Source organism: Helcobacillus massiliensis, assembly GCF_033106145.1.
In the GTDB taxonomy this organism is placed as follows: Bacteria; Actinomycetota; Actinomycetes; order Actinomycetales; family Dermabacteraceae; genus Helcobacillus; species Helcobacillus massiliensis.
Window position 1 is genome coordinate 1,114,651 of record NZ_CP136959.1, and the last position, 22,123, is coordinate 1,136,773.

At 68.2% G+C, this 22,123-nt stretch carries 20 protein-coding genes; 8 read left to right on the plus strand and 12 right to left on the minus strand.

Annotation, left to right across the window (positions count from 1 at the left end; translation table 11 throughout):
• Positions 1–306: 306 nt before the first annotated feature.
• Positions 307–945 (minus strand): SatD family protein, encoded by a 639-nt coding sequence (locus tag R3I40_RS05170; protein WP_183374528.1) that lies wholly within the window; start codon positions 943–945, stop codon positions 307–309.
• 38 nt (positions 946–983) lie between these two features.
• On the opposite strand from R3I40_RS05170, the gene R3I40_RS05175 reads away from it, so the two are divergent.
• Positions 984–1,388, plus strand: coding sequence for a hypothetical protein (locus tag R3I40_RS05175; RefSeq protein WP_239375809.1), 405 nt, complete (start codon positions 984–986; stop codon positions 1,386–1,388).
• On the opposite strand, the gene R3I40_RS05180 is transcribed toward R3I40_RS05175, so the two are convergent.
• The 9 genes from R3I40_RS05180 to R3I40_RS05220 form a co-directional block, all read right to left on the minus strand.
• Entirely contained in the window at positions 1,354–2,211 is an 858-nt protein-coding gene (locus R3I40_RS05180) for a shikimate dehydrogenase family protein (protein WP_239375808.1), read from the minus strand. The two genes, R3I40_RS05175 and R3I40_RS05180, sit on opposite strands and share 35 nt — an antisense overlap.
• Positions 2,193–3,359, minus strand: a complete 1,167-nt coding sequence (gene mltG, locus R3I40_RS05185; protein WP_285261615.1) for an endolytic transglycosylase MltG — start codon at positions 3,357–3,359, stop codon at positions 2,193–2,195. Before mltG ends, R3I40_RS05180 begins: the two co-directional genes overlap by 19 nt.
• 22 nt (positions 3,360–3,381) lie before the next feature.
• Positions 3,382–3,846, minus strand: a complete 465-nt coding sequence (ruvX, locus tag R3I40_RS05190) for a Holliday junction resolvase RuvX (protein ID WP_183374536.1) — start codon at positions 3,844–3,846, stop codon at positions 3,382–3,384.
• Between the two features lies 1 nt (position 3,847).
• Positions 3,848–6,544, minus strand: a complete 2,697-nt coding sequence (gene alaS, locus R3I40_RS05195) for an alanine--tRNA ligase (protein ID WP_239375807.1) — start codon at positions 6,542–6,544, stop codon at positions 3,848–3,850.
• 157 nt (positions 6,545–6,701) lie between these two features.
• A complete protein-coding gene (gene rpsD / locus R3I40_RS05200) occupies positions 6,702–7,325 on the minus strand; it encodes a 30S ribosomal protein S4 (RefSeq protein ID WP_183374545.1) in 624 nt (207 codons plus the stop codon).
• Positions 7,326–7,451: 126 nt separating this feature from the next.
• Positions 7,452–8,834, minus strand: coding sequence for a replication-associated recombination protein A (locus R3I40_RS05205; RefSeq protein ID WP_183374547.1), 1,383 nt, complete (start codon positions 8,832–8,834; stop codon positions 7,452–7,454).
• On the minus strand, positions 8,827–9,921 hold the full coding sequence (locus tag R3I40_RS05210; RefSeq protein WP_183374549.1) for a quinone-dependent dihydroorotate dehydrogenase: 1,095 nt from the start codon (positions 9,919–9,921) through the stop codon (positions 8,827–8,829). The genes R3I40_RS05205 and R3I40_RS05210 overlap by 8 nt, the downstream gene beginning before the upstream one ends.
• Before the next feature lie 9 nt (positions 9,922–9,930).
• Entirely contained in the window at positions 9,931–10,386 is a 456-nt protein-coding gene (locus R3I40_RS05215; protein WP_183374551.1) for a hypothetical protein, read from the minus strand.
• Complete coding sequence (locus R3I40_RS05220) at positions 10,383–10,745, minus strand: hypothetical protein (RefSeq protein ID WP_183374553.1); 363 nt, start codon at positions 10,743–10,745, stop codon at positions 10,383–10,385. The genes R3I40_RS05215 and R3I40_RS05220 overlap by 4 nt, the downstream gene beginning before the upstream one ends.
• Before the next feature lie 101 nt (positions 10,746–10,846).
• Between R3I40_RS05220 and R3I40_RS05225 the strand changes: the two genes are divergently transcribed.
• The 3 genes from R3I40_RS05225 (at position 10,847) to sucB (ending at position 15,856) form a co-directional block, all read left to right on the plus strand.
• Positions 10,847–12,313, plus strand: a complete 1,467-nt coding sequence (locus R3I40_RS05225) for a leucyl aminopeptidase (RefSeq protein WP_285261616.1) — start codon at positions 10,847–10,849, stop codon at positions 12,311–12,313.
• Positions 12,314–12,641: 328 nt separating this feature from the next.
• Positions 12,642–14,048 carry a dihydrolipoyl dehydrogenase gene (gene lpdA / locus R3I40_RS05230; RefSeq protein WP_285261617.1) on the plus strand — a complete coding sequence of 469 codons (1,407 nt, stop codon included), beginning with the start codon at positions 12,642–12,644 and terminating at the stop codon, positions 14,046–14,048.
• 29 nt (positions 14,049–14,077) lie between these two features.
• Positions 14,078–15,856 (plus strand): 2-oxoglutarate dehydrogenase, E2 component, dihydrolipoamide succinyltransferase, encoded by a 1,779-nt coding sequence (gene sucB, locus R3I40_RS05235; RefSeq protein ID WP_285261618.1) that lies wholly within the window; start codon positions 14,078–14,080, stop codon positions 15,854–15,856.
• A gap of 86 nt (positions 15,857–15,942) precedes the next feature.
• Here sucB and R3I40_RS05240 read toward each other — a convergent pair whose 3' ends face one another.
• On the minus strand, positions 15,943–17,250 hold the full coding sequence (locus R3I40_RS05240; protein WP_285261619.1) for a hypothetical protein: 1,308 nt from the start codon (positions 17,248–17,250) through the stop codon (positions 15,943–15,945).
• 102 nt (positions 17,251–17,352) lie between these two features.
• Between R3I40_RS05240 and lipB the strand changes: the two genes are divergently transcribed.
• The 3 genes from lipB to R3I40_RS05255 all read left to right on the plus strand — a co-directional run bounded on the left by lipB (position 17,353) and on the right by R3I40_RS05255 (position 19,981).
• On the plus strand, positions 17,353–18,042 hold the full coding sequence (lipB, locus tag R3I40_RS05245; protein ID WP_285261620.1) for a lipoyl(octanoyl) transferase LipB: 690 nt from the start codon (positions 17,353–17,355) through the stop codon (positions 18,040–18,042).
• Positions 18,043–18,122: 80 nt separating this feature from the next.
• Positions 18,123–19,205, plus strand: coding sequence for a lipoyl synthase (gene lipA, locus R3I40_RS05250; RefSeq protein WP_285261621.1), 1,083 nt, complete (start codon positions 18,123–18,125; stop codon positions 19,203–19,205).
• A gap of 32 nt (positions 19,206–19,237) precedes the next feature.
• Positions 19,238–19,981, plus strand: coding sequence for a DUF4191 domain-containing protein (locus R3I40_RS05255; protein WP_285261622.1), 744 nt, complete (start codon positions 19,238–19,240; stop codon positions 19,979–19,981).
• Positions 19,982–20,120: 139 nt separating this feature from the next.
• Here R3I40_RS05255 and R3I40_RS05260 read toward each other — a convergent pair whose 3' ends face one another.
• The gene (locus R3I40_RS05260; RefSeq protein WP_183374569.1) at positions 20,121–20,561 is read right to left on the minus strand and encodes an RDD family protein; all 441 of its coding nucleotides are present in this window, start codon (positions 20,559–20,561) and stop codon (positions 20,121–20,123) included.
• A gap of 124 nt (positions 20,562–20,685) precedes the next feature.
• On the opposite strand from R3I40_RS05260, the gene glnA reads away from it, so the two are divergent.
• Positions 20,686–22,110 carry a type I glutamate--ammonia ligase gene (gene glnA, locus R3I40_RS05265; RefSeq protein WP_317700125.1) on the plus strand — a complete coding sequence of 475 codons (1,425 nt, stop codon included), beginning with the start codon at positions 20,686–20,688 and terminating at the stop codon, positions 22,108–22,110.
• The last annotated feature ends 13 nt before the right edge of the window (positions 22,111–22,123 follow it).

The window sequence follows — 22,123 nt, forward strand, 5'->3', positions numbered from 1 at the left end:
CAGCAGGCTCGCGGTGGTGAGCATCGCCGCGATCACAATCGCGAATGACTGGAACGCCATATCGCTGCCGGTTGCAGGCAGACCTCCCTGCGCGACGGCATCCTCACCATAGGCGTGAGTGCTCACATCGCCCCTTTCGGGGGGATGCTTTCCGGGCTCACGAGCGGCCTGATCGTTGCCTGAGGAAGGAGTTCAAGCCCCCCTCGGACACCGAAGGAAACCCCTTCTGATCAGCAGAGATGCGGATCGGGAGGGGTTTTCGCATGCGCCCTGGCAGCATGCCCAGCACCATGGCGGCTCATGCGTTCAGGGAAGGACCCACGTGCCCTGCAGCGCCTTGGCAAGAGCACGCAGACGGTTCGTCACGATGCGCTGACTGATCGCGGATGCGGACACTCCGTCCGCTTCAGCGAGAGCCGCTACGTCCTTCCCCTCCAGGAGGCCGAGGAGCGTCCTCTGCGCGCCCCCGCGCAGATCGCTGATGGAGATGTCCAGCCACTGCAGCAGCGACTCCAGCTCTGCGGCTTCTTCTCGGCCCGCGCGCGCTTCCCGGACACCGGTGCGCACGCCGTCGAATCCAGCGGCGTCCGACAGCGTCCGCACCGCTTCGATCGCCTCGCGGGCACCCCACCAGGCACTGCCGTCCTGGATGCCGGTCTCCTCATCGATGATGCGGACCTCTCCCCCACCAAGACCGAAGCGGACATCGGCTGATCCGAGCATGTGGAGGCGCAGCAGGTGCGCGGCGCGCAGTGCGGCGCCGAGCGTCGAATAGACTCCCTGGAACTCGTCCCCCACCGTGGGACGCAGCGGATCCAGCGCGTCGACCGCCTCGTTGACGGCGTGAGCCGCTGTGGTAGCTTGCTTCTGGCTCTCAGCTCGGGCTCCGTCGCGGGAGCGGACGATGTCCACGAGCACCGCCACACATGAAGCTTGAGCCTTCATTTTTGCCATAGTACGAGATTACCTTCATGGACGGTGAGATGTCAGCCCTCATCCACGCGCTGCTGATCGCCGCGTTCGGCGCGGCCACCCTCCTCGGCAACCTCATCGTCCGCCGGCTGCTCTCCCGCATCACCACCAGCACTCCCCCGTCGGCCCCACGGGATCTCCTGAGCCGCGAACGGGACCTGCCCGGCGGCCGCTGGATCGGCACCCTGGAGCGCCTCGGCATCTACGCCTGCATCGTCGCCGGCTTCCCCGTGGGCATCGGATTCGTCCTCGCCATCAAGGGCCTCGGCCGCTACCCCGAACTGCGAGCCCAGGACGAACCCGCGATCGGCGAACTGTTCATCATCGGCACCCTCGCCAGTGCCCTCTGGGCATGTGCGTGCGCCGGCGCCGCACTCGGGCTCAGCGCACTGCTGCGAACACTGCTGCTTCCATAGCCTCCGCCGGCGCCTGCTCCACCCCGAGCATCAGCTCCACCTGCCGCATCGCCTGCCTCGCCAGCATCGCCCGGCCGTCCATGGTGACGTCCGCCGGGACCAGACCGTCGAGGACCGTCGGCAGCGGGTGGTAGAGGACGTCGAGGAACGCCCCGGCGCGCTGAGGGGCCGACGGGGCAGCCTCCAGCACCGACGCCAATGCCCGCGCTCCCGGCTCCGCCAGCGCGCTGATCACTGCGTCCGCGCCGAGGAGACGCGGCGCATCCGCAAGCGTCCCGGTGCGCACGGTCAATCCGCGCGCGTCAGCGAACTCCACGAGCGGCACCAGCTTCTGCGCACTCCGCGCCAGCAGCGTGACGTCCTCCGCGCCGAGCTCGTGCATCGCCGCGAGGGCAGAAAGGGCGGTCGCGCCGGAGCCGAGGATCGCCGCGCTGGCCGGATCCCCAACACCGGCGTCGCGGAACGACTGGGCGATGCCGTGCACATCGGTGTTGAATGCGGCCCACCGCCGCTCAGCACCCGGCGACGTGGGCAACGAGATCAGCGTGTTGGCGATGCCCAGATCCTGGGAGGCGCGATCATGGGCGAGTGCTGCAAGGAACGCCGACCGCTTGTGCGGCATGGTCACCGAAATGCCGGTGAACGCCTGCAGGCCGGTGCTCAGCGCATGCTCGAACCCGTCGGCGGGCACCCTCACCTTCTCGTACCGCGCATCCTGCACACCGAGAGCCGCATAGGCGGCGGTGTGCAGAGCCGGGGAGAGCGAGTGATCGATCGGATCACCGATCACGCAGAAGCGCCGCGTCACTTGTTCTTGGCCCACTCCCGCCATTCCTTCACGTACTTCTCGTGCTCGGCATTGGTGGTGGCGAACTTCGTCTCACCCGTATCGGTGTTGACGGTCACCCAGTACAGCCAGTCGCCCTTCGGAGGATTCAGCACAGCGTCGATGGACCTGTCGCCAGGGTTGGAGATCGGTCCGATCGGCAGCCCCTTGTGCTTGTACGTGTTGTACGGGGAGTCGATCGCGCGCTCCTTCGGCGTGGTCGAGTAGCCCTTGCGCACATCGCCCACCGCGTAAGCGACCGTGGAGTCCACCTGCAGCGCCATCGGAGTGCCGCCGGCTTCGCCGACTCCCTTGAGGCGGTTGTCGATGGTGCGGGCCACCTTGCCGAAGTCCTCGTCGCTGCGCGCTTCGCGCTCCACGATGGAGGCGCGGGTGAGGACGTCGTGCTGCTTCTTGGCCGGGATGCCCTTCTCCTCCATCTTCGACTGCATGCGCCCGGCCATCTCCGTGAGGATCTCCTTCGCATCAGCGTCGTCGGAGAAGGTGTAAGTGCCGGGCCACAGGTAGCCTTCGGCGCTCTTCGCCTTGTTCTCAGGGATGCCGAGGGCGGTGTAGTCCTTCGCCGCCTTCTCGAACTCCGCCACGGGGATGCCGGTCTGCTTCGAGAGGGTCTTGAACACCACCTTGTTCGGCGAGCCTTCCGGAATGGTGACGCGCACCCCGGCGGCGCTCTGCGGATCCAGCAGCGCATCCAGCGCCGCCGAGGAGGACATCTGCTTCTTCAGCTTGTACTGGCCCGGGTGGATCGAAGCGGCCTTCGGTTCGTTGGCGAACAGGGTGACGAACGGGCCCGTGGACTTGATGACGTCCTTCTCAACCATCTTCTTGGCGATGTCGGTGCCGGTGTCGCCATCCTCCACCGTGATGACGGCTTCGCCGCTGCCGGAACCGGTGTAGTCGTCCGCTTCCTGTTCGATGCGGTGACCGGTCACCCACTTGTAGCCCTCGTAGGCGCCGAGGCCGAGGCCGGCGAGCACCAGCACCACCAGCAGCAGGGGGAGACAGCGCTGGATGCCGGATGGCTTGTCGTTGCCCCGACGAGCAGCGCGGCGGCCGCGGGGCCCGCCGTCGTTGCCGGGTTCGTCTGGGGATTCGAACAGGTCCTCGAAGCTGTCGTGGGCCACTGGGCGCCTCCTTGGGACAGGGTCAGTTCAGGGGGATGCCGGCCGCGCGACCGGTGGAGCGCTCCTGATCCAGAGCGGTCTGCAGAATCATCACTGCGGCCACCTGGTCCACTACGGAGCGGTGCTGCTTCGTCTTCCGGCCCGAGGAGCGCAGCGCCTGGTGCGCACTGACGGTGGTCAGTCGCTCGTCGATGAACCGGATGTCGACGCTCTCGGCTGTGTCGCCGAGGGCTGAGTGGAGCTCGTCGGCGAACCGGCGGGCCTTGTCAGCGGCAGCCCCCTCGCTGCCGTTGAGGGATCGCGGCAGGCCGATCATGACCCGTCGCGCCTCATCCCGGATGCAGAGCTCGGCGATCTTCGCCGCCGCCGTGGGACGCTGGAACGTCTCGACGGGGGTGGCGATGAGGCCGTCGAGGTCGCTGCGGGCGCAGCCGACCCGGACGTCGCCGACGTCGATTCCGATGCGGATGAATCGCTCGGAGGTCATGTCAGGCCCGGCTGCGCAGTGCCGACGCAATGGACTCCAGCGCGTGCGGAGCCTTGGCGGGCTCACCGCCGCCGCCCTGCGCCATGTCGGGTTTGCCGCCGCCGCGGCCGCCCATCGCCTGAGCGGCGTCCTTCAGGAGGGCGCCGGCGGAGATGCCGAGATCGCGGGCCGACGGGTTCGTCGCGACCACGAGCGCGACCTTGCCGTCGGATTCACCGGTGACGGCGATGACGGCGGGCGCCCCGTCGCCCAGACGGGCGCGCAGGTCGGTGACGAGCGTGCGGACATCGCCGCCGTTGACGCCGGTGCCGGCGTCATGGGTCAGCACGCGCACGCCGTTGATGTCCTGGGCGCTCTCCACCAGTCGCGCCGCTTCGGCCTGCAGCTGCTGGCCGCGGAGGGTCTGGAGGTTCTTCTCCATCTCCTTGATGCGCTGGGTGAGGGAGCGGACGCGCTCCGGGATGTCGGCCCGGTTCACCTTCAGGATCTCCGCGAGCTGCGAGACCATCGCGTGCTCCTTGGAGTGGTGCTGGTACGCGTTGAGGCCGACGAGGGCGTCAACGCGACGGACACCGGAGCCGATGGAGGCTTCGGACACCAGCTGAACGGTGCCGATGGAACCGGTGCCGGCCACGTGGGTGCCGCCGCACAGCTCGCGGGACCAGTCGCCGCCGATGGAGACGACGCGGACCACGTCCCCATACTTCTCACCGAACAGAGCCTGCGCGCCGAGGGCCTTCGCCTCATCGAGCGACATCTGCTGATCGGTGACGTCCATGTTCTGCTGCAGCTTCTCGTTGACCACGCCTTCGATCTGGGCGAGGGAGGACTGCGGAACCTGGCTGTTCCAGCGGAAGTCGAAGCGCATGCGGCCCGGGGAGTTCTCAGAGCCGGCCTGAGTGGCGGTGTCGCCGAGCTCTTCGCGCAGCGCCTCGTGCACCATGTGCGTTGCAGTGTGGGCCCGGGCGATGGCGCCGCGCCGGTCGGTGTCGATGGCGGCGACGCCGCTCTCCCCCGCGCGGACGCTGCCTTCCACGAGGCGGCCGCGGTGCACGGACAGTCCCTTCACGGGAGCCTGGACGTCGTCGATCTCCACGATGCCGCCGCCGGCGAGACTGATGGTGCCCTGGTCGGCGAGCTGGCCGCCGGCTTCGGCGTAGAACGGGGTGACGTCCAGAACGATCTCGACGTCCGCGGGGGCGTCGGCGGAGTCCACGAGATGACCGTCCTGGAGGACCGAGCCGACGGTGACGTCACTGGTGGCGTCGGTGTAGCCGACGAAGCGGGTGGTGCCCTTCTCACCGAGGATCTCGCGGAACACGGAGGTGTCGGTGTGGCCGCCCTTCTTCGCCTGGGCGTCGGCGCGGGCGCGTTCGCGCTGCTCCTGCATCGCGGTGCGGAAACCGGCCTCGTCCACCTTGAGACCGGCCTCTGCGGCCATCTCCATGGTGAGGTCGAACGGGAATCCGTACGTGTCGTGCAGGGTGAAGGCCTCGTCGCCGGGCAGCACGGTGGATCCGGACTTCTTCAGGTCGCCGGCGACCTGGTCGAAGATCTGGGTGCCGTGCACAAGGGTACGGCGGAAGGTGTCCTCTTCGGTGAAGAGGATCTCGCTGATGCGGGCGTCCTCGGTGATGAGTTCGGGGTAGCCGGCCGCCATGGCGTCGCGCGCCACGGGCAGCAGTTCGCGCAGGGCCGGCTTGTCGTAGCCGAGCAGTCGCATGGAGCGGACGGCGCGGCGGATGAGGCGGCGCATCACGTAGCCGCGCCCTTCGTTGCCGGGGCGGACGCCGTCGGAGGCGAGCATCATGGCGGAGCGGACATGGTCGGCGACCACGCGCATGCGCACGTCCGCCTCCTCATCCTCGCCGTAGGTGCGGCCGGACAGCTCCTCCGCCTTCTCGATCAGGGGGAACACCTGGTCGATCTCGTACATGTTGTTCTTGCCCTGCAGGATGTACGCGAGCCGCTCCACGCCGAGGCCGGTGTCGATGGCCTTCTGGTCGAGCTCGCGGATCAGGGGGTAGTCCTTGCCCTGTCCCTCACCGCGGAGGAACTGGTCGAACACGAGGTTCCAGATCTCGATGTAGCGGTCCTCGGAGCGCTCGTCGCCGGGCCATTCACTGACACGGCCGGTGGGGGCGTCGGGCCCGAATTCGGGGCCGCGGTCGTAGTGGAATTCGGCGCAGGGGCCGGCGGGGCCGGGCTGGCCGGTGTCCCAGAAGATCTCCTCCCGGGGCAGCAGCACGATGCGCTCCTCGGGGAAGCCGATGCCGTCCACGAGGGAGGTGCGGGCCTCGTCGTCCTCTTCCCAGATGGTGACCCAGATCCGGTCGGGTTCGAGACCGTAGCCGCCGTCGTCCTGGGAGGTGGTCAGCAGCTCCCAGGCCATGCGGATGGCGCCGTCCTTGAAGTAGTCGCCGAAGGAGAAGTTGCCCGCCATCTGGAAGAAGGTGCCGTGGCGGGTGGTCTTGCCGACGTTCTCGATGTCGTTGGTGCGGATGCACTTCTGGACGCTGGCAGCGGTGGAGTACGGCGGGGTCTCAGAACCGAGGATGTACGGGATGAAGGGCACCATGCCCGCGATCGTGAAGAGGATCGACGGGTCGGAGGACACGAGCGACGCGCTCGGCACGATCGTGTGGCCCTTCTTCTCGAAGAAGTCGAGCCAGCGGCGGTGCACCTCAGACGTCTGCATCTGTCGGTCCTTTCATGGGGCGTCAGCCCGGTGTGTCGGGGCGGCGGGAAGGATGGGGGCGGAATGCGAGAAGCGGCCCCGGCCCAGTGTACGTGCAGTGCCCGGGCGGGGCCGCTTCAGGTTGCCTATGCACCGTGACGGTGCCAGCACAGATTGATCAGCGAGCGTAGTACTCGACGACGAGAGCGACGTCGCAGGTCACGGGAACGTCAGCACGCTTGGGGCGCGAGACGAGCTTCGCCTTCAGCTCCTCGAGCTCCACCGACAGGTACGACGGCACCGAAGCGGCGACATCGCTGTTCCCGCCTTCGGCGGCAGCCTGGTAGGTCTCGTAGGTCTGAGCCTTGGGGGCGATCTGGATCGTCTGGCCCGGCTTCACGCGGAAGGACGGGCGGTCGACGAGCTGACCGTCCACGAGGACGTGGCGGTGGGTGACGGCCTGACGGGCCTGGAGGATGGTGCGGGCGAAGCCTGCACGCAGCACGAGAGCGTCCAGACGCATCTCGAGCAGCTCCACCATCGACTCACCGGTCAGACCGGGGAGCTTCTTGGCCTCGACATATGCGCGGTGCAGCTGCTTCTCACGAAGCTGGTACTGCGCGCGCAGACGCTGCTTCTCGGTCAGACGCACTGCGTAGTCCGAGTTGGAACGACGAGCACGACCGTGCTGGCCCGGCGGGTACGGGCGCTTCTCGAAGTACTTCACGGCCTTCGGGGTCAGAGCGAGCCCGAGAGCACGGGAAAGTCGCGCGGTACGACGCGCCTTGGTGACACTGGTCACAGAGTTACCTCAATTTCGATGCGATGAATCCATTAGGCAGCCGCGGATTCAAGAGTCGATCCTACGCGGCCCACCCCCTGCCGTTCAACGGTTTCGGCGCGCCTCACGCCGGTTTCGCCTGTGCGTTCAGTCACCGTGGGGGCGGTGGCCGCGGGTGATCTGCCGCAGCACATGGAGGGAACGGCCGACGGAGGCCTCCCTCCCCCGGTCCGTGGGCTCGTAGTAGTCCACGCCCACGAGGTCATCGGGCGCGTACTGCTGTGCGGCGACGCCCCGCGGCTCACTGTGGGCGTAGACGTAGTCCTCACCGTGGCCAAGGTCTTCGGCCCCTTTGTAGTGGGAATCGCGCAGGTGCGCAGGGACGCCGCGCCCCTTGCCGGCGCGGACATCGGCGATCGCCTTGTTGATCGCAGCGTAGGAGGCGTTGGACTTCGGCGCGGTCGCAATGTGGACCACGGCCTGCGCGAGCGGGATGCGGCCCTCGGGCATGCCGATCATCTGCACCGCCTGCATGGCGGCGACAGCCACCTGCAGGGCACTGGGGTCCGCCATCCCCACCTCTTCACTGGCGGCGATGACCACGCGGCGGGCGATGAACCGGGGGTCCTCACCGGATTCGATCATGCGCGCCAGGTAGTGCAGGGAGGCGTCCACGTCGCTGCCGCGCATCGACTTGATGAACGCGGAGGCGACGTCGTAGTGCTGATCCCCGGTCTTGTCGTAGGACAGCATCGCCTGGTTGATCGCCTGGGACAACACGTCGGGGGTGATGGTGCGGTCCGTGGAGCGCAGTGCGCTGGAGGCGGCGGCTTCGAGGGAGGTGAGGGCCTTGCGCGCGTCGCCGCCGGCGAGCCGCAGCAGCTGAGCGCGGGCCTCATCGCTGAGCTCGACCTCGCCGCCGAGGCCGCGCTCATCGCTCAGGGCGCGGTCGATCAGCTGGTCCACGTGTGCGGGTGTCAGCGAGCTGAGGGTGAGCACGATGGAGCGGCTGAGCAGCGGGGAGATGATCGAGAAGTACGGGTTCTCGGTGGTGGCGGCGATCAGGGTGACCCAGCGGTTCTCCACCGACGGCAGCAGCGCGTCCTGCTGGGATTTGGAGAAGCGGTGCACCTCGTCCACGAAGAGGACGGTTTCGCGCCCGGTGGTGCGCAGCCGACTGCGGGCGGCGTCGACGACGGTGCGGATGTCCTTGACCCCCGCGAGGACGGCTGAGACCTCCACGAATTCACGGTCGCCGGACTGGGCGACGGCGTAGGCGATGGTCGTCTTCCCCGTGCCGGGCGGCCCCCAGAGGATGAGGGAGGAGGGCGCGGTGCGCGAGTCGTCGTCGCTGAGCAGCCGGTGCAGAGGTGAGCCCTCGCTGAGCGCTTCCTCCTGCCCCACGATCTCATCGATGCTGCGGGGACGCATGCGCGCGGCGAGCGGCGCCCGATGGTCGGTGTTGCGGTCCCCGAGGGTCTTCGGGGCGGGCGCGTCACCGGCCAGGGAGAACAGGTCGTCGTCACTCACGGCGGCGCGCCACCTCAGCGGCGATGCGGCCCGGCCACGACGGGCCCTCGTAGATCATGGAGGTGAAGCCCTGCACGAGGTCGGCGCCGCGCTCGAGCCGTTCGATGACGTCCTCGGCGGTGCGGACGCCGCCGGCGGAGATCAGCGCCAGGCTGCGCTGGGCCCCGTCGGCCCCCACCCCCGTGCGGTTCGCGACCAGCAGGTCCAGCACCTCCAGGGAGCGGGTGCGGAGGATCGGGCCGGAGAGTCCGCCCGCACCGATCTGCTCGATGCGCGAGCGCGGTTCGGCGAGGGCATCGGGGCGCTCGATGGTGGTGTTCGTGGCGATGATGCCGTCGAGGCCGAGCTCCAGGGCGAGGCGGGCCACCGCGACGACGTCGTCGTCGTGGAGATCCGGGGCGATCTTGACGAACAGCGGAACCCGTCGGCCGTTGACAGCGGTGTTCTCCGTGTGCTCCCGGACGGAGGAGAGGATCGGCCGCAGTTCGTCCACGGCCTGCAGAGCGCGCAGGTTCGGAGTGTTCGGGGAGGAGACGTTGATCGTCAGATAGCTGGCGTAGGGGGACAGCAGGCGCGCGCTCATGGCGTAGTCAGCGGCGGCGTCCTCCAGTGCGGTGGTCTTGTTCTTGCCGATGTTGACGCCGATGACGGCGCGGCGGCCCGCGTCGGTGGAACGGATGCGGCGCAGACGGTCGGCGACGGCGACGGCGCCCTCATTGTTGAACCCCATCCGGTTGATGACGGCGCGGTCCTTCACGAGGCGGAACAGGCGCGGCGTGTCGTTGCCGTCCTGGGGGCGCGCGGTGACGGTGCCGATCTCCACATGGGTGAACCCGAGATCGAGCAGTGCGAGCGGGACCTGAGCGTTCTTGTCGAACCCGGCGGCGAGGCCGAACGCGCCGGGGAAGTCGATGCCGGCGACCGTGCGGCTCTTCTCGGCTCCGCGGGCGCTGAACAGGCGGCGCAGGACCGCGGGGCCGCCTGGGAGGCGGTGCGCGAGGCCGAGGGCGCTGATCGTCAGATGGTGGACCCGCTCGGGGTCGAAGCGGCTGAGGACCTGGGAGAAGACAAGGGGGTAGATGCTCACCCCTCAAGTCTACGCGGCGTGCTTGACTCCTCGCCGGCGCTGGTGCAGCAGGTAGATCCCGGCGATGATCGGCAGCACGAGCGGCACATAGCCGTAGCCGGATCCGAAGTGGGACCAGACCGAGGGGCGCGGGAACAGGGCGGGCACCGCAATGCTGAGCAGTCCGACGCCGATGACGCCCGCCAGTTCGATCCCGACCACCGTGAGGGCGGCGGTGATGGGCACGCGGGGGCGCGAGACGAGGACGGCGAGGACGATGTAGGTGACGGCGGCGAGCAGGGAGAGCACGAACGCGACAGGCGCCTGGTCGAATTCGGTGAGGATCTGCACGAGGGACCGGGCGGTCGCGGAGATCGCGAAGATGAAGTAGGCGAGCATGATGACCACGCGGAAGCCGCGGCCCTGCTCGGCACCTGTGCGATCCGTGTGCTCGGCATCGCGGCGGATCCCGGTGCGGCCGCTCATGCGAACCCTCCGGCCCAGATCTGCGGAAGGCGGGCGGCGAGCACCGTCATCGTCAGCGACGCGATCGCGATCGTGAGCGCCCCCCAGCGTGAGCGCTCCAGGAACCCGAGGTAGAGCCCGGCGATGGGGAGGGTGAGGCCGGTGAGGGCGTAGCCCCAGAAGGTGATGGCATCGGTGGGGCCGCCGACGGATGCCGCCTTCAGCAGGGCCCCCACCACGAGGGCGATCCACACCAGCAGCACGAGCAGCTGGGCGCCGAGGAGGATGAGGTCCGCGGCGAGGTCCTTGACCACGTAGAGAAGGCCGAGCGCTCCGACTCCGACGCCGATGATGTACGTCGCGATGATCAGTGCGCTCATCGTGTCCCTTCTGCTGCAAATCGGTACGGCCATGCGGCGGCGGTGGATTCTGCTCGCATGTTCTGCGGGCGGCGGCGTGCCGGCTGGCCTACGATGAGGATATGACAGATATGAAAATCACTGCCACTAAGGTTGAGTCCGTCACTGCCGAGGTTCTGGTCCTCCCCCTTCTCGCCGGCGAGAAGGATGCGGATGCGACCCCCGTCGGCCTCCCGAAGCTGAGCTCCGCGGTCAGCGCTGTCCGCGCTTCCGGCGCCAAGGGCGCCACCACCCGCCTGCCCGCCGTCAATGGTCTGAAGGCCCAGTCCGTGCTCCTCGTGGGCCTGGGCTCCTCCGATCTCGCCGATGTCACCGATGAGCACATCCGCGAGGCCTTCGGTTCCGCCGCCCGCGCCCTCACCGGCGTGAAGTCCGCCGCGATCGCATTCCCCGGCGGCTCCGACGATCAGGTCGTCGCCGCTGCTGAGGGCTTCGCCCTCGGCTCCTACAACTACATCGAGCACAAGACCGCTGAGTCCGCGAAGAAGTCGACCCCGGTCGAGTCGTTCGAGGTCGTCACCGTCTCGAAGCCGTCCAAGGAGCTGTCCGCGCGTCTGGACCGCGCGATGATCGTCGCCGAGCACGTGCACGCGGTGCGCGATCTGGTGAACACCCCGCCGAATCTGCTGTTCCCGGAGGCGTTCGCGGACATCGCCGCGAAGGCCGCGAAGAAGGTCGGCGTCGGCGTGGAGGTCCTGGATGAGAAGAAGCTCCTCGCCGGCGGCTACGGCGGCATCATGGGCGTGGGTCAGGGCTCCACCCGCAAGCCCCGTCTCGTGAAGCTGACCTACGTGCCGAAGAAGGCCACCCGTCACGTCTCGATCGTCGGCAAGGGCATCACGTTCGACACCGGCGGCATCTCTCTGAAGCCGGGCGCCAGCATGGACGAGATGACCTCGGACATGGCGGGTGCAGCCACCACGCTGCACACCGTTCTGACCGCGGCGAAGCTGGAGCTGCCGATCGCCGTGACCGGCTTCCTCGCCCTCGCCGAGAACATGCCGGGCGGCGGCGCTCAGCGCCCCGGCGACGTGGTCACCATGCGCAACGGCATGACCGTCGAGGTGCTGAACACGGACGCTGAGGGCCGCATGGTCATGGCCGACGCGCTCGTGGACGCCGCTGCTGAGAAGCCGGATCTGCTGATCGACGTCGCCACCCTGACCGGTGCGGCCGTGGTCGCCCTCGGCTCCCGCACCGCTGCCGTCATGGGCACCGAGGATGCGCGTGACGAACTGTGGGCCGCGTCCAAGCGCGCCGGCGAAGCGTTCTGGCCGCTGCCGTTCCCGGAGGAGCTGCGCGAGACCCTGAACGGCCGCGTCGCCGACCTCTCCAACATCGGTGAGCGCCCGGGCGGCACGCTGAGCGCCGGAGTGTTCCTGCAGGAGTTCACCGACGGTCTGCCGTGGGCGCACCTGGACATCGCCCCGACCGGCTTCACCCAGAAGCCGTACGGCTACACCACCCGCGGCGGCACCGGCCAGAGCCTGCGCACCATGCTCGCCGTGCTGGAGGACACCAGCCGCTGAGCAGCGCTGCACTCCACCAGGCGCAGCCGTGAGCTGACCTGACTGACCGGGAAGGCCGACGGGACCCTCGCACGAACGGGCCCGTCGGCCTTCTTCGTGCCCGCGGGCCTATGCTCTGCATGCCCACGGGCCCGTGCCGTCCATGATCCCGGCCACCCGCCGGGCCCTCAGTTCCCGCCGGGCGGCGAGCTGGAGGAATGTTGCGCCGCAGTGCAATAGCATGGGAGGCATCATCGCTGAGCGCGAGCGCGCTCGGCGTGAGCATCGCCGCCCGGCCATTTCCGGTCGGCGCCGAGCACGACCATCGAGTGAGCTAGGGAGCTTGAACGTGGCTGATAACTCCACTGACCAGAAGTTCGACATTGTGATTGTGGGAGGCGGCAGCGGCGGCTACTCCGCAGCTCTGCGCGCCGCTCAGCTAGGCAAGTCCGTTGCCCTCGTCGAGAAGGACAGGCTGGGCGGCACCTGCCTGCACCGCGGCTGTGTCCCCACCAAGACGCTTCTGCACGTGGCCGAGATGGCCGAGGCGCCCGCCGATGCCCGAGCCCTGGGCATCGACCTCACCCTCAACAACATCGACGTTGACAAGATGCTGTCCTTCAAGGACCGCACCATCAGCCGCCTGTACAAGGGTCTGCAGGGCCTGGTCGGCTCCGGCGACATCGAGTACGTCGAAGGCTTCGGCCGCCTCACCGGCAAGAACACCGTCGAGGTGACCGGCGAGAACGGCACCACCACCCTGACCGGCGAGAACATCGTCCTCGCCTCCGGCTCCTTCTCGAAGACCCTCCCGGGCCTCGAGCTCGGCGGCCGCATCATCGACTCCGAGATGGCGCTCCAGCTGCCCGAGGTTCCGAAGAACCCGATCATCCTCGGCGGCGGCGTCATCGGCGTCGAGTTCGCCTCCGTGTGGAAGTCCCTCGGCGCTGAGAGCGTCACGATCGTGGAGGGCCTGCCGAACCTGGTCGCCAACGAGGACGAGGCCCTCTCCAAGGGTCTGGAGCGCGCCTTCAAGCGCCGCAAGATCAAGTACTCCCTCGGCATCTTCTTCGAGAAGGCCGAGCAGACCGAGGACGGCGTCAAGGTCACCCTCGCCGACGGCACCGAGTTCGAGGGCGACTACCTCCTCGTTGCAGTGGGCCGCGGCCCGAACACCAAGGACATGGGCTACGAGGAGCAGGGCATCGAGATGGATCGCGGCTTCGTGCTCGCGAACAAGGAGACCCTGGAGACCAACGTCAAGGGCATCTACGCCGTCGGCGACATCGTCCCGGGCCTGCAGCTCGCCCACCGCGGCTTCCAGCAGGGCATCTTCGTGGCCGAGCAGATCGCCGGCCTGAACCCGGAGCCGATCAACGAGGCGCACATCCCGCGCGTCACCTACTGCGAGCCGAACGTCGGTTCCGTCGGCCTCACCGAGAAGCAGGCGAAGGAGAAGTTCGGCGAGGACAAGGTCGAGAGCTACGAGTACAACCTCGGCGGCAACGGCAAGTCCCAGATCCTCGGCACGCAGGGCTTCGTGAAGCTCGTGCGCGAGAAGGACGGCCCGATCGTCGGCGTCCACATGCTCGGCGCCCGCATGTCCGAGCAGATCGGTGAGGCTCAGCTCATCGTGTCCTGGGAGGCCATGCCGGAGGATGTCGCCTCCCTCATCCACGCCCACCCGACCCAGAACGAGTCGCTCGGCGAGGCTGCGCTGGCACTGGCCGGCAAGCCGCTGCACTCCCACGCCTGATCCACCAGTCGACAGCAGAGGAACTGACAATGTCAGAAAAAGTACAGATGCCGGCTCTCGGTGAATCCGTCACTGAGGGCACCGTCACCCGCTGGCTGAAGGACGTCGGCGACACCGTCGAGGTCGACGAGCCGCTCCTCGAAGTCTCCACCGACAAGGTCGACACCGAGATCCCGTCACCGGTCGCCGGCGTGCTCGAAGAGATCCTCGTTGCTGAGGACGAGGACGCCGAGGTCGGCGCCGATCTCGCTGTCATCGGCAGCGGCGACGGTGCATCCTCCGACGCGGAGAAGTCCGAGGACGACTCCGCCGCGGATGAGGCCTCGCAGGAGCCCGCAGCCGACGACGCTGACGACAGCGCCGATGATGCGGACGACGACGCCGCGTCCGAGGACGATGCACCCGCAGAGTCCTCCGGCGGCTCCGGTGAGGGCGAAGAGGTCACCATGCCGGCCCTCGGCGAGTCCGTCACCGAAGGCACCGTCACCCGCTGGCTGAAGGACGTCGGCGATGAGGTCGAGGTCGACGAACCGCTCCTCGAGGTCTCCACCGACAAGGTCGACACCGAGATCCCCTCCCCCGTGGCGGGTGTTCTCCAGGAGATCCGCGTGAAGGAGGATGAAGAGGCCGAGATCGGCGCCGTCATCGCCGTCATCGGGTCCGGTGCCGCATCCGGTGGTTCCTCTGAGAAGCCCGCACCGGCGAAGCAGGAGGAGAAGTCCGCTGACGCCTCCGACAAGGGCGACGCCCAGAAGGCGGCCTCCGAGCCGGCTGCTGAGGAGAAGCCCGCGAAGGACGAGAAGCAGGAGCAGAAGGCTGAGGCCTCCGCCACTGCTGACTCGTCGCTCACCGGCTCCTCCAACGCGACGGCGTACGTCACCCCGATCGTTCGCAAGCTCGCCAAAGATTCCGGTGTTGACCTCTCCCAGGTCACCGGCACCGGCGTGGGTGGCCGCATCCGCAAGCAGGATGTGAAGGACGCCGCCGAGAAGCAGAAGCAGGCCGCTGAGGCGCCCTCGGCTCCGTCCGCAGGTCAGCAGCACGCTGCCCCCGCTGCTGCGAAGCCGTCCGCCCCGGTCGAGGTGTCGCCGCTGCGCGGCACCGAGCAGAAGATGACGCGTCTGCGCAAGATCGTCGCTGAGCGCATGGTGGAGTCCCTGCACACGCAGGCGCAGCTCACCACCGCGGTCGAGGTTGACATGACCCGCATCGCCGCTCTGCGCAGCCAGGCGAAGGACCAGTTCGCTGCCCGCGAGGGTGCGAAGCTGACCTTCCTGCCGTTCATCATGCAGGCCGCTGTCGAAGCGCTGAAGACCTACCCGGTCATCAACGCCGAGATCCAGGACGGCATGATCAAGTACCACGGCAGCGAGAACATCGGCATGGCTGCGGACACCGAGCGCGGTCTCGTGGTCCCCGTCATCAAGAACGCCGGTGACCTCAACCTCGCCGGTCTCGCACGCCAGATCGGTGAGCTCGGCGGCAAGGCGAAGAACAACAAGCTCGGCCCGGACGACCTCCAGGGCGCGACCTTCACCATCACCAACACGGGATCCGGCGGCGCCCTCTGGGACACCCCGATCGTCCCGAACCCGCAGGTCGGCATCCTCGGCTGCGGCACGATCGTGAAGCGTCCCGCCGTGGTCAAGGACCAGGACGGCAACGACACCATCGCGATCCGTTCGATGATGTACCTGTTCCTCTCCTACGACCACCGCCTCGTGGACGGTGCGGACGCTGCACGCTTCCTCACCCACATGAAGGCGCGACTGGAAGAAGGCGCGTTCGGCAGCGAGCTCGGACTCTGATCCACGCCCGCTGACCCAGCAGTGCAACGGGGCGGTCCCTCACCCACCGGGTGAGCGGCCGCCCCGTTCCCTGTCCCTTGCTGGGTTCAGCGTCTGCCGGTTGCGGAGCGAGCCGCGACAGTATCCCCGGCGGCCGCGCTGCTCTCCTGCTCATCGGCGCGGACGCTGACGATCCGCCACCCGTCGGGCTCCCGTGCCAGCTCCATCACGACGGTCCGCTCCGCCCCCGCCGGCACCTGCCGCTGACGGCCCTTCTCATCGGTCAGCGTCATCGGGCTGTCACTGATCCGCGCCCGGATCCGGCACCGCTGATCGTCGCGCTCCAGAACCTGCACCTCGTGCACCGTGGTGACCCCGCCATCCACACGGAACACTGCGAACCGCTGCCGCAGGCGGGCATCGTCCACCGCGGCCGGTGATCCCTCGACCACGGCCGCGTTCTCCCCCGCTGCACCGATCACGTAGTCACGGCGGGCATCGGCCAGCGCACTGACGGCCTGCACCGGGTCACCGCTCATCTGCTGGGCCCCGCTGGGCGCCGTGTCAGCCCCGGGCCCGCTCCGCAAATCCGGCGACGTCGCTCCCGCCACGTTGTCCGCCTGCAGCGGCACCGCCACGCCGGACCCTGCCTTTTCGGCACCGTCCGAGGCATCGTGGCGCCCCGCTCCCGCGGACAGATCAGCGCCCGTCTGCTGGAGCACACCGGCGATGGGAACGCCGCCGCCCGTCAGCACACCGCCCGCGACGACAGCGGCGAGCACCACGGTCGCGGCAGCCGATGAGAGGGCGATCCTCACTGCGGGACGGGCACGGCGCGGAGTCTGCACCAAGGTCGCCTTCGCCTGGCGGCGCATGATCGAGGCCGGCACCTCCCCGCCGCCCATCACCGACTCGATCCATCGCACATCCGCCCGGTGCGCCGCGAACGTCGCCTCCCGCAGGGATGAGAAGTCAGTGACGAGCGCGGACCCGTCGGCCCGCAGCAGCAGGCCCGCACCCGGACGGTGCCCCAGGGCCAGCTCCCGCGCGTTCAGCGCTTCGCACAGCTGCTCGAGGTCCCGCCGGACCGCTGCCTCCGCCTCCGCGGCCCGGGGCGCACCCGCGGCGCGGCTCTGGGTCCGCCGTCCCCGGGAGCGGCGCAGCACCTCCCCCGTCTCCACCGCATAGTGGAGCACTCCGCCGCTCAGCAGCTCAGGCGCGGCACGGACCCCGTCGGCCTTCAGCGAGCGGATCAGTGCCCGCTCCCGACGCACCCGCAGCGCGGCCCGCAGAGTGCGGGCGCGCACCACGGTCACCTCCTGGCCGGCGGCTGTGCGAGCGGCCCAGACCTCGCGTCCGTCATCGATCTCGGTCAGTGTGTGCGGGTCCAGGCCCGCGGCAGATAGACGTCCCATGAGCCCATCGCACACCCCAGACGGCCCCTGTGGCGCGAGGACCACTACATTGTGGATAACCGGGAGGCGGCGGCCCACCCGCGGTGGCGTAGGGTGGAGGGCGTGCTTGAGATCATTCGCGTCGGCTTCTCCGAGGATTCAGGGCTGGACTCCACCCACGAGCAGTGGGGGCTGCCGCCCGGTCCCGTCGAATACCGAGCCGCGTGGGATCTGCAGCGCCGCATCCACGCCGAAGTCGTCGCCGGTGAGCGCCCCAACACGCTGCTGCTGCTGGAGCACCAGCCGGTGTACACCGCCGGCAAACGCACCATCGACGAGGAGCGCCCCCAGGACGGAGCGCCCGTGGTGGATGTGGACCGCGGCGGCAAGATCACGTGGCATGGACCCGAGCAGCTCGTCGGCTACCCCATCGTGAAGCTGCCCCCGCCGATCGATGTGGTCGGATTCGTCCGCGGCATCGAAGAGGCGATCATGGCGGTGTGCGACCAGGTCGGTGTGAACACCGTGCCCATCGAGGGCCGCTCCGGTGTGTGGGTGCCCGACCCGCTCGGCATGGACCGCAAGGTGTGCGCCATCGGGCTGCGCGTGTCCAAGCGCGCCACCATGCACGGGTTCGCCCTGAACTGCGCGAACGACCTCTCCTGGTCCCACAACGTCATCCCCTGCGGGATCGACGACGCCGGGGTGACGAGCCTCAGCGTGGAGACCGGGCGCACCATCCGACCAGCTGACGTGATCCACGCGGTCGAGGAGCAGATGCGTCAGCTCGAAGCGAACAAGGGCCTGGACTGAGTTCCCTGCATCACCCCGTTCCGAGCAAACGCGGGGCCCCTCGATAGACTGGGCCGAACCCAATTCAAGGAGGCTGAGGCGTGACGGTCGCATCTGAAGGACGGAAGCTGCGTCGAGTGGAAGCTCGCAATGCGGAAACTCCGATCGAGCGCAAACCGAGCTGGATCAAGACCACCGCGAAGATGGGCCCCGAGTACGCTGCGATGAAGCAGCGGGTGCACGGCCAGGGTCTGCACACGGTCTGCGAAGAAGCGGGCTGCCCGAACATCTTCGAATGCTGGGAGGACCGCGAGGCGACCTTCCTCATCGGCGGTGACACCTGCACGCGCCGCTGCGACTTCTGCGACATCGCCACCGGCAAGCCGATGCCCGTGGACCCCGCGGAGCCGTTCAAGGTCGCGATGCAGGTCAAGGACATGGGCCTGCGCTACTCCACCATCACCGGTGTGGCGCGCGACGACCTCTCCGACGGCGCCGCCGGGCTGTTCGCCGAGACCTGCAAGCAGATCCACAAGCTCAACCCCGGCACGGGCGTTGAGCTGCTGATCGACGACATCAAGGGTGACGCCGGGGCACTGGAGAAGGTCTTCGAGGCCAAGCCCGAAGTGTTCGCCCACAACCTCGAGACCGTGCCGCGGATCTTCAAGCAGATCCGCCCCGCGTTCCGCTACCAGCGCAGCCTCGATGTGCTGCGGCAGGGCAAGGACGCCGGCATGATCACCAAGTCCAACCTGATCCTCGGCATGGGCGAGACCACCGAGGAGATCATCGAGTCGATGCAGGCGCTGCACGATGCCGGCACCGACATCCTCACCATCACCCAGTACCTGCGCCCCTCGAAGCTGCACCACCCGATCGACCGGTGGGTGAAGCCGATGGAGTTCGTGGACCTGTCGAAGAAGGCGTACGAGATCGGCTTCCTCGCCGTTATGGCCGGCCCGATGGTCCGCTCCTCGTACCGTGCGGGTCGTCTCTGGGCGGAGGCCATGAACAAGCTCGGCCGTCCGATCCCGGAGGAGCTGAAGCACCTGGACACCTCGACCCCTGCGACCCAGGAGGCCGAAGCCGTGGTGGAGCGCATGAAGGAGCGCGAGGAGCGGCACGCCGCCCTCGAGGCTCGCCGTGCTGCTCGCCGCGCAGCTGACGCCGCCTCCGGCCGCTGACCCCTCCCGAAGCGACCTGAGCGAAGAAGGACATGGCGAAGAAGAAGACCCGCGGCGGTTCGGCCGCCGCATCCCCATCCCCCGATACCGCGCCCGGCAAGAAGCCCGGCCGCATGAAGCAGATCTTCGAGGCGTACAAGCAGACGCAGCGGGAGGACCCGAGCACACTGCCGTGGATGCTCGGCGCCCTCATCGGCTGCATCGTGCTGTTCTCCCTCCTGCTGTGGCTGATCCTCGATGCACCGATCTACGGCGCGTTCATCGGCCTGGCGTTCGGTCTGATCGCGGCCCTGTTCATCCTGGGTCGTCGCGCTGAACGCGCCGCCTACGCGAAGATCGAGGGCCAGCAGGGCGCCGAGCTCGCCGCTATGCAGTCCATTCGCCGCGGTTGGAACGTGGAACGGGACCCGGCGGCGTTGGAGCCGCGCAGCCAGACCATGCTGTTCCGCGCCTCCGGTCGTCCCGGCATCGCCCTGGTGGTGTCCGGATCGAACGGTTCGGCCCGCAAGCTGATGGGCAAGGAGGTCTCCCGCATGGAGCGGCTCTTCCCGAATGTTCCGGTGCACGGCATCCACGTGGGGCGCGGTGAGGACGAGATCCCGCTGCCGAAGCTGGCGACGTACATGCAGCGCATGAAGCCGACCCTGACGAAGCATGAGGCCGGTGAGGTCTCGCGCCGCCTGCAGGCGATGCCGAACCCGATCCGCCAGGCTGTGCCGAAGGGTGTGGATCCGATGCGTGCGCGCCCGAACCGTCGCGCGATGCGCGGCCGCTGATCGCATTGGTCGCGCCGCTGCGGCGGTGATGACGGTGACGGGCCCGTGGGGAGATGCTCCCTGCGGGCCCGTTCTCCGTTCTCAGAGTGCCGCGGGGTGAGGGGGGGGACGACGGAGTCTGCAGGCGGGGCGGACGGGATCAGGAGGTGGCGCGGATCACCAGTACGCCGGCGGCCATATCGTGACCGAGCTGACGGTCCCTGCCCTGAATGACCAGGGGGATCAGCAGCGCCATCAGCAGGGTGCGGATGAGGGCCCGCAGCACCATTGGCGAGCGGCCGCTGACGGGCATGAGGCGCAGGCCGCAGAAGAACTGGCCGATCGTGGCGCCGAACAGGGGCAGCATCAGCAGATTGATCGCGAGGAACACGGCGGTGGACCCCCAGTTGGTGGGGCCGAACGCGAGATAGGCGCCACCGGCGGAGACCAGGGCGTCGATGATCCAGGAGGTGAAGCGGATGCCGAGACGCGCTGGGGAGCCGGGACCATCGGCGGGCACGCCGTACCGGGAACCGGGGCGGTAGTCGGGGTCAGTCGGTGCGCCCTCCAGCCAGGTCCCCAGGTCTTTTCTCTCGATCACATCCGAAAGATACGCGGTGGTCAGATCCGATTCAACTCTCGGGTCGCCGTTTAGGATGAGAGGGACATGCACCCCGCACAGGTGCTGGCAGACCGCGCGACCACGTGCGAATTGGAGGAACAGAGTGTTCAGCAGCCCGGAAGAAGCCGTCCGTTACATCGAAGAGGAGGACGTCAAGTTCGTCGACGTCCGCTTCATCGACCTCCCCGGTGTGATGCAGCATTTCAATCTGCCCGCGAAGTCGTTCGACCTCGAAGCCATTGAGACCGGGCAGCTGTTCGACGGCTCATCCATCCGCGGCTTCCAGGCGATCCACGAGTCCGATATGAAGCTGATCCCGGACCTCGAGACCGCCTACATCGACCCGTTCCGCGATCAGAAGACTCTGATCATCAACTTCTCCATCGTTGACCCGTTCACCGATGAGCCGTACTCCCGTGACCCCCGGACGGTTGCGGCGAAGGCCGAGGAGTACCTGAAGTCCACCGGCATCGCCGACACCGCGTTCTTCGCCGCCGAAGCCGAGTTCTACATCTTCGACGACATCCGGTACAAGACCGGCATCAACAGCTCCTTCTACGAGATCGACTCGGATGAAGCCGCCTGGAACTCCGACCGCATCGAAGAGGGCGGCAACCAGGGCTACAAGACCCGCGTCAACGGCGGCTACTTCCCAGTCCCGCCCGTGGATCAGCTCGCTGACCTCCGCGACGAGATCTGCCGTGTCCTGGACGAAACCGGCCTGGAAGTGGAGCGCGCCCACCACGAGGTCGGCACCGCCGGCCAGCAGGAGATCAACTACCGCTTCTCCACGCTGCAGCAGGCCGCTGACGACGTCATGAAGTTCAAGTACGTGGTCCGCAACGTGGCCTGGGAAGCCGGCCGCACCGTCACCTTCATGCCGAAGCCGCTGTACGGTGACGCCGGGTCCGGTATGCACTGCCACCAGTCCCTGTGGAAGGACGGCGAACCGCTGTTCTACGACGAGCGCGGCTACGGTGGCCTGTCCGATATTGCGCGCTGGTACATCGGCGGTCTCATCGAGCACGCGCAGGCCCTGACCGCGTTCACCAACCCGACCGTGAACTCGTTCAAGCGCCTCGTGCCCGGCTTCGAAGCACCGGTCAACATGGTGTACTCCGCCCGCAACCGATCCGCTGCTATCCGCATCCCAGTCACCGGTTCGTCCCCGAAGGCGAAGCGCCTGGAGTTCCGCGCCCCGGACCCGTCGGCCAACCCGTACCTGGCGTTCGCAGCGCAGCTGATGGCCGGCATCGACGGCATCCGCAACCGCATTGAGCCGCCGGAGCCGATCGACAAGGACCTGTACGAGCTGCCGCCGGAGGAGCACGAGGCGATCGCGAAGCTGCCCGAGTCCCTCAGCGGCGCCCTGGACGCCCTGGAGAAGGACCACAACTTCCTCACCGAGGGTGATGTGTTCCCCGCAGACCTCATCGAAACGTGGATCGCGTACAAGCGGGAGAACGAGATCGAGCCGTTCCGCCTGATCCCCCACCCGCTGGAGTTCGAGCTCTACTACGACCTCTGATCCCATCGCCGCA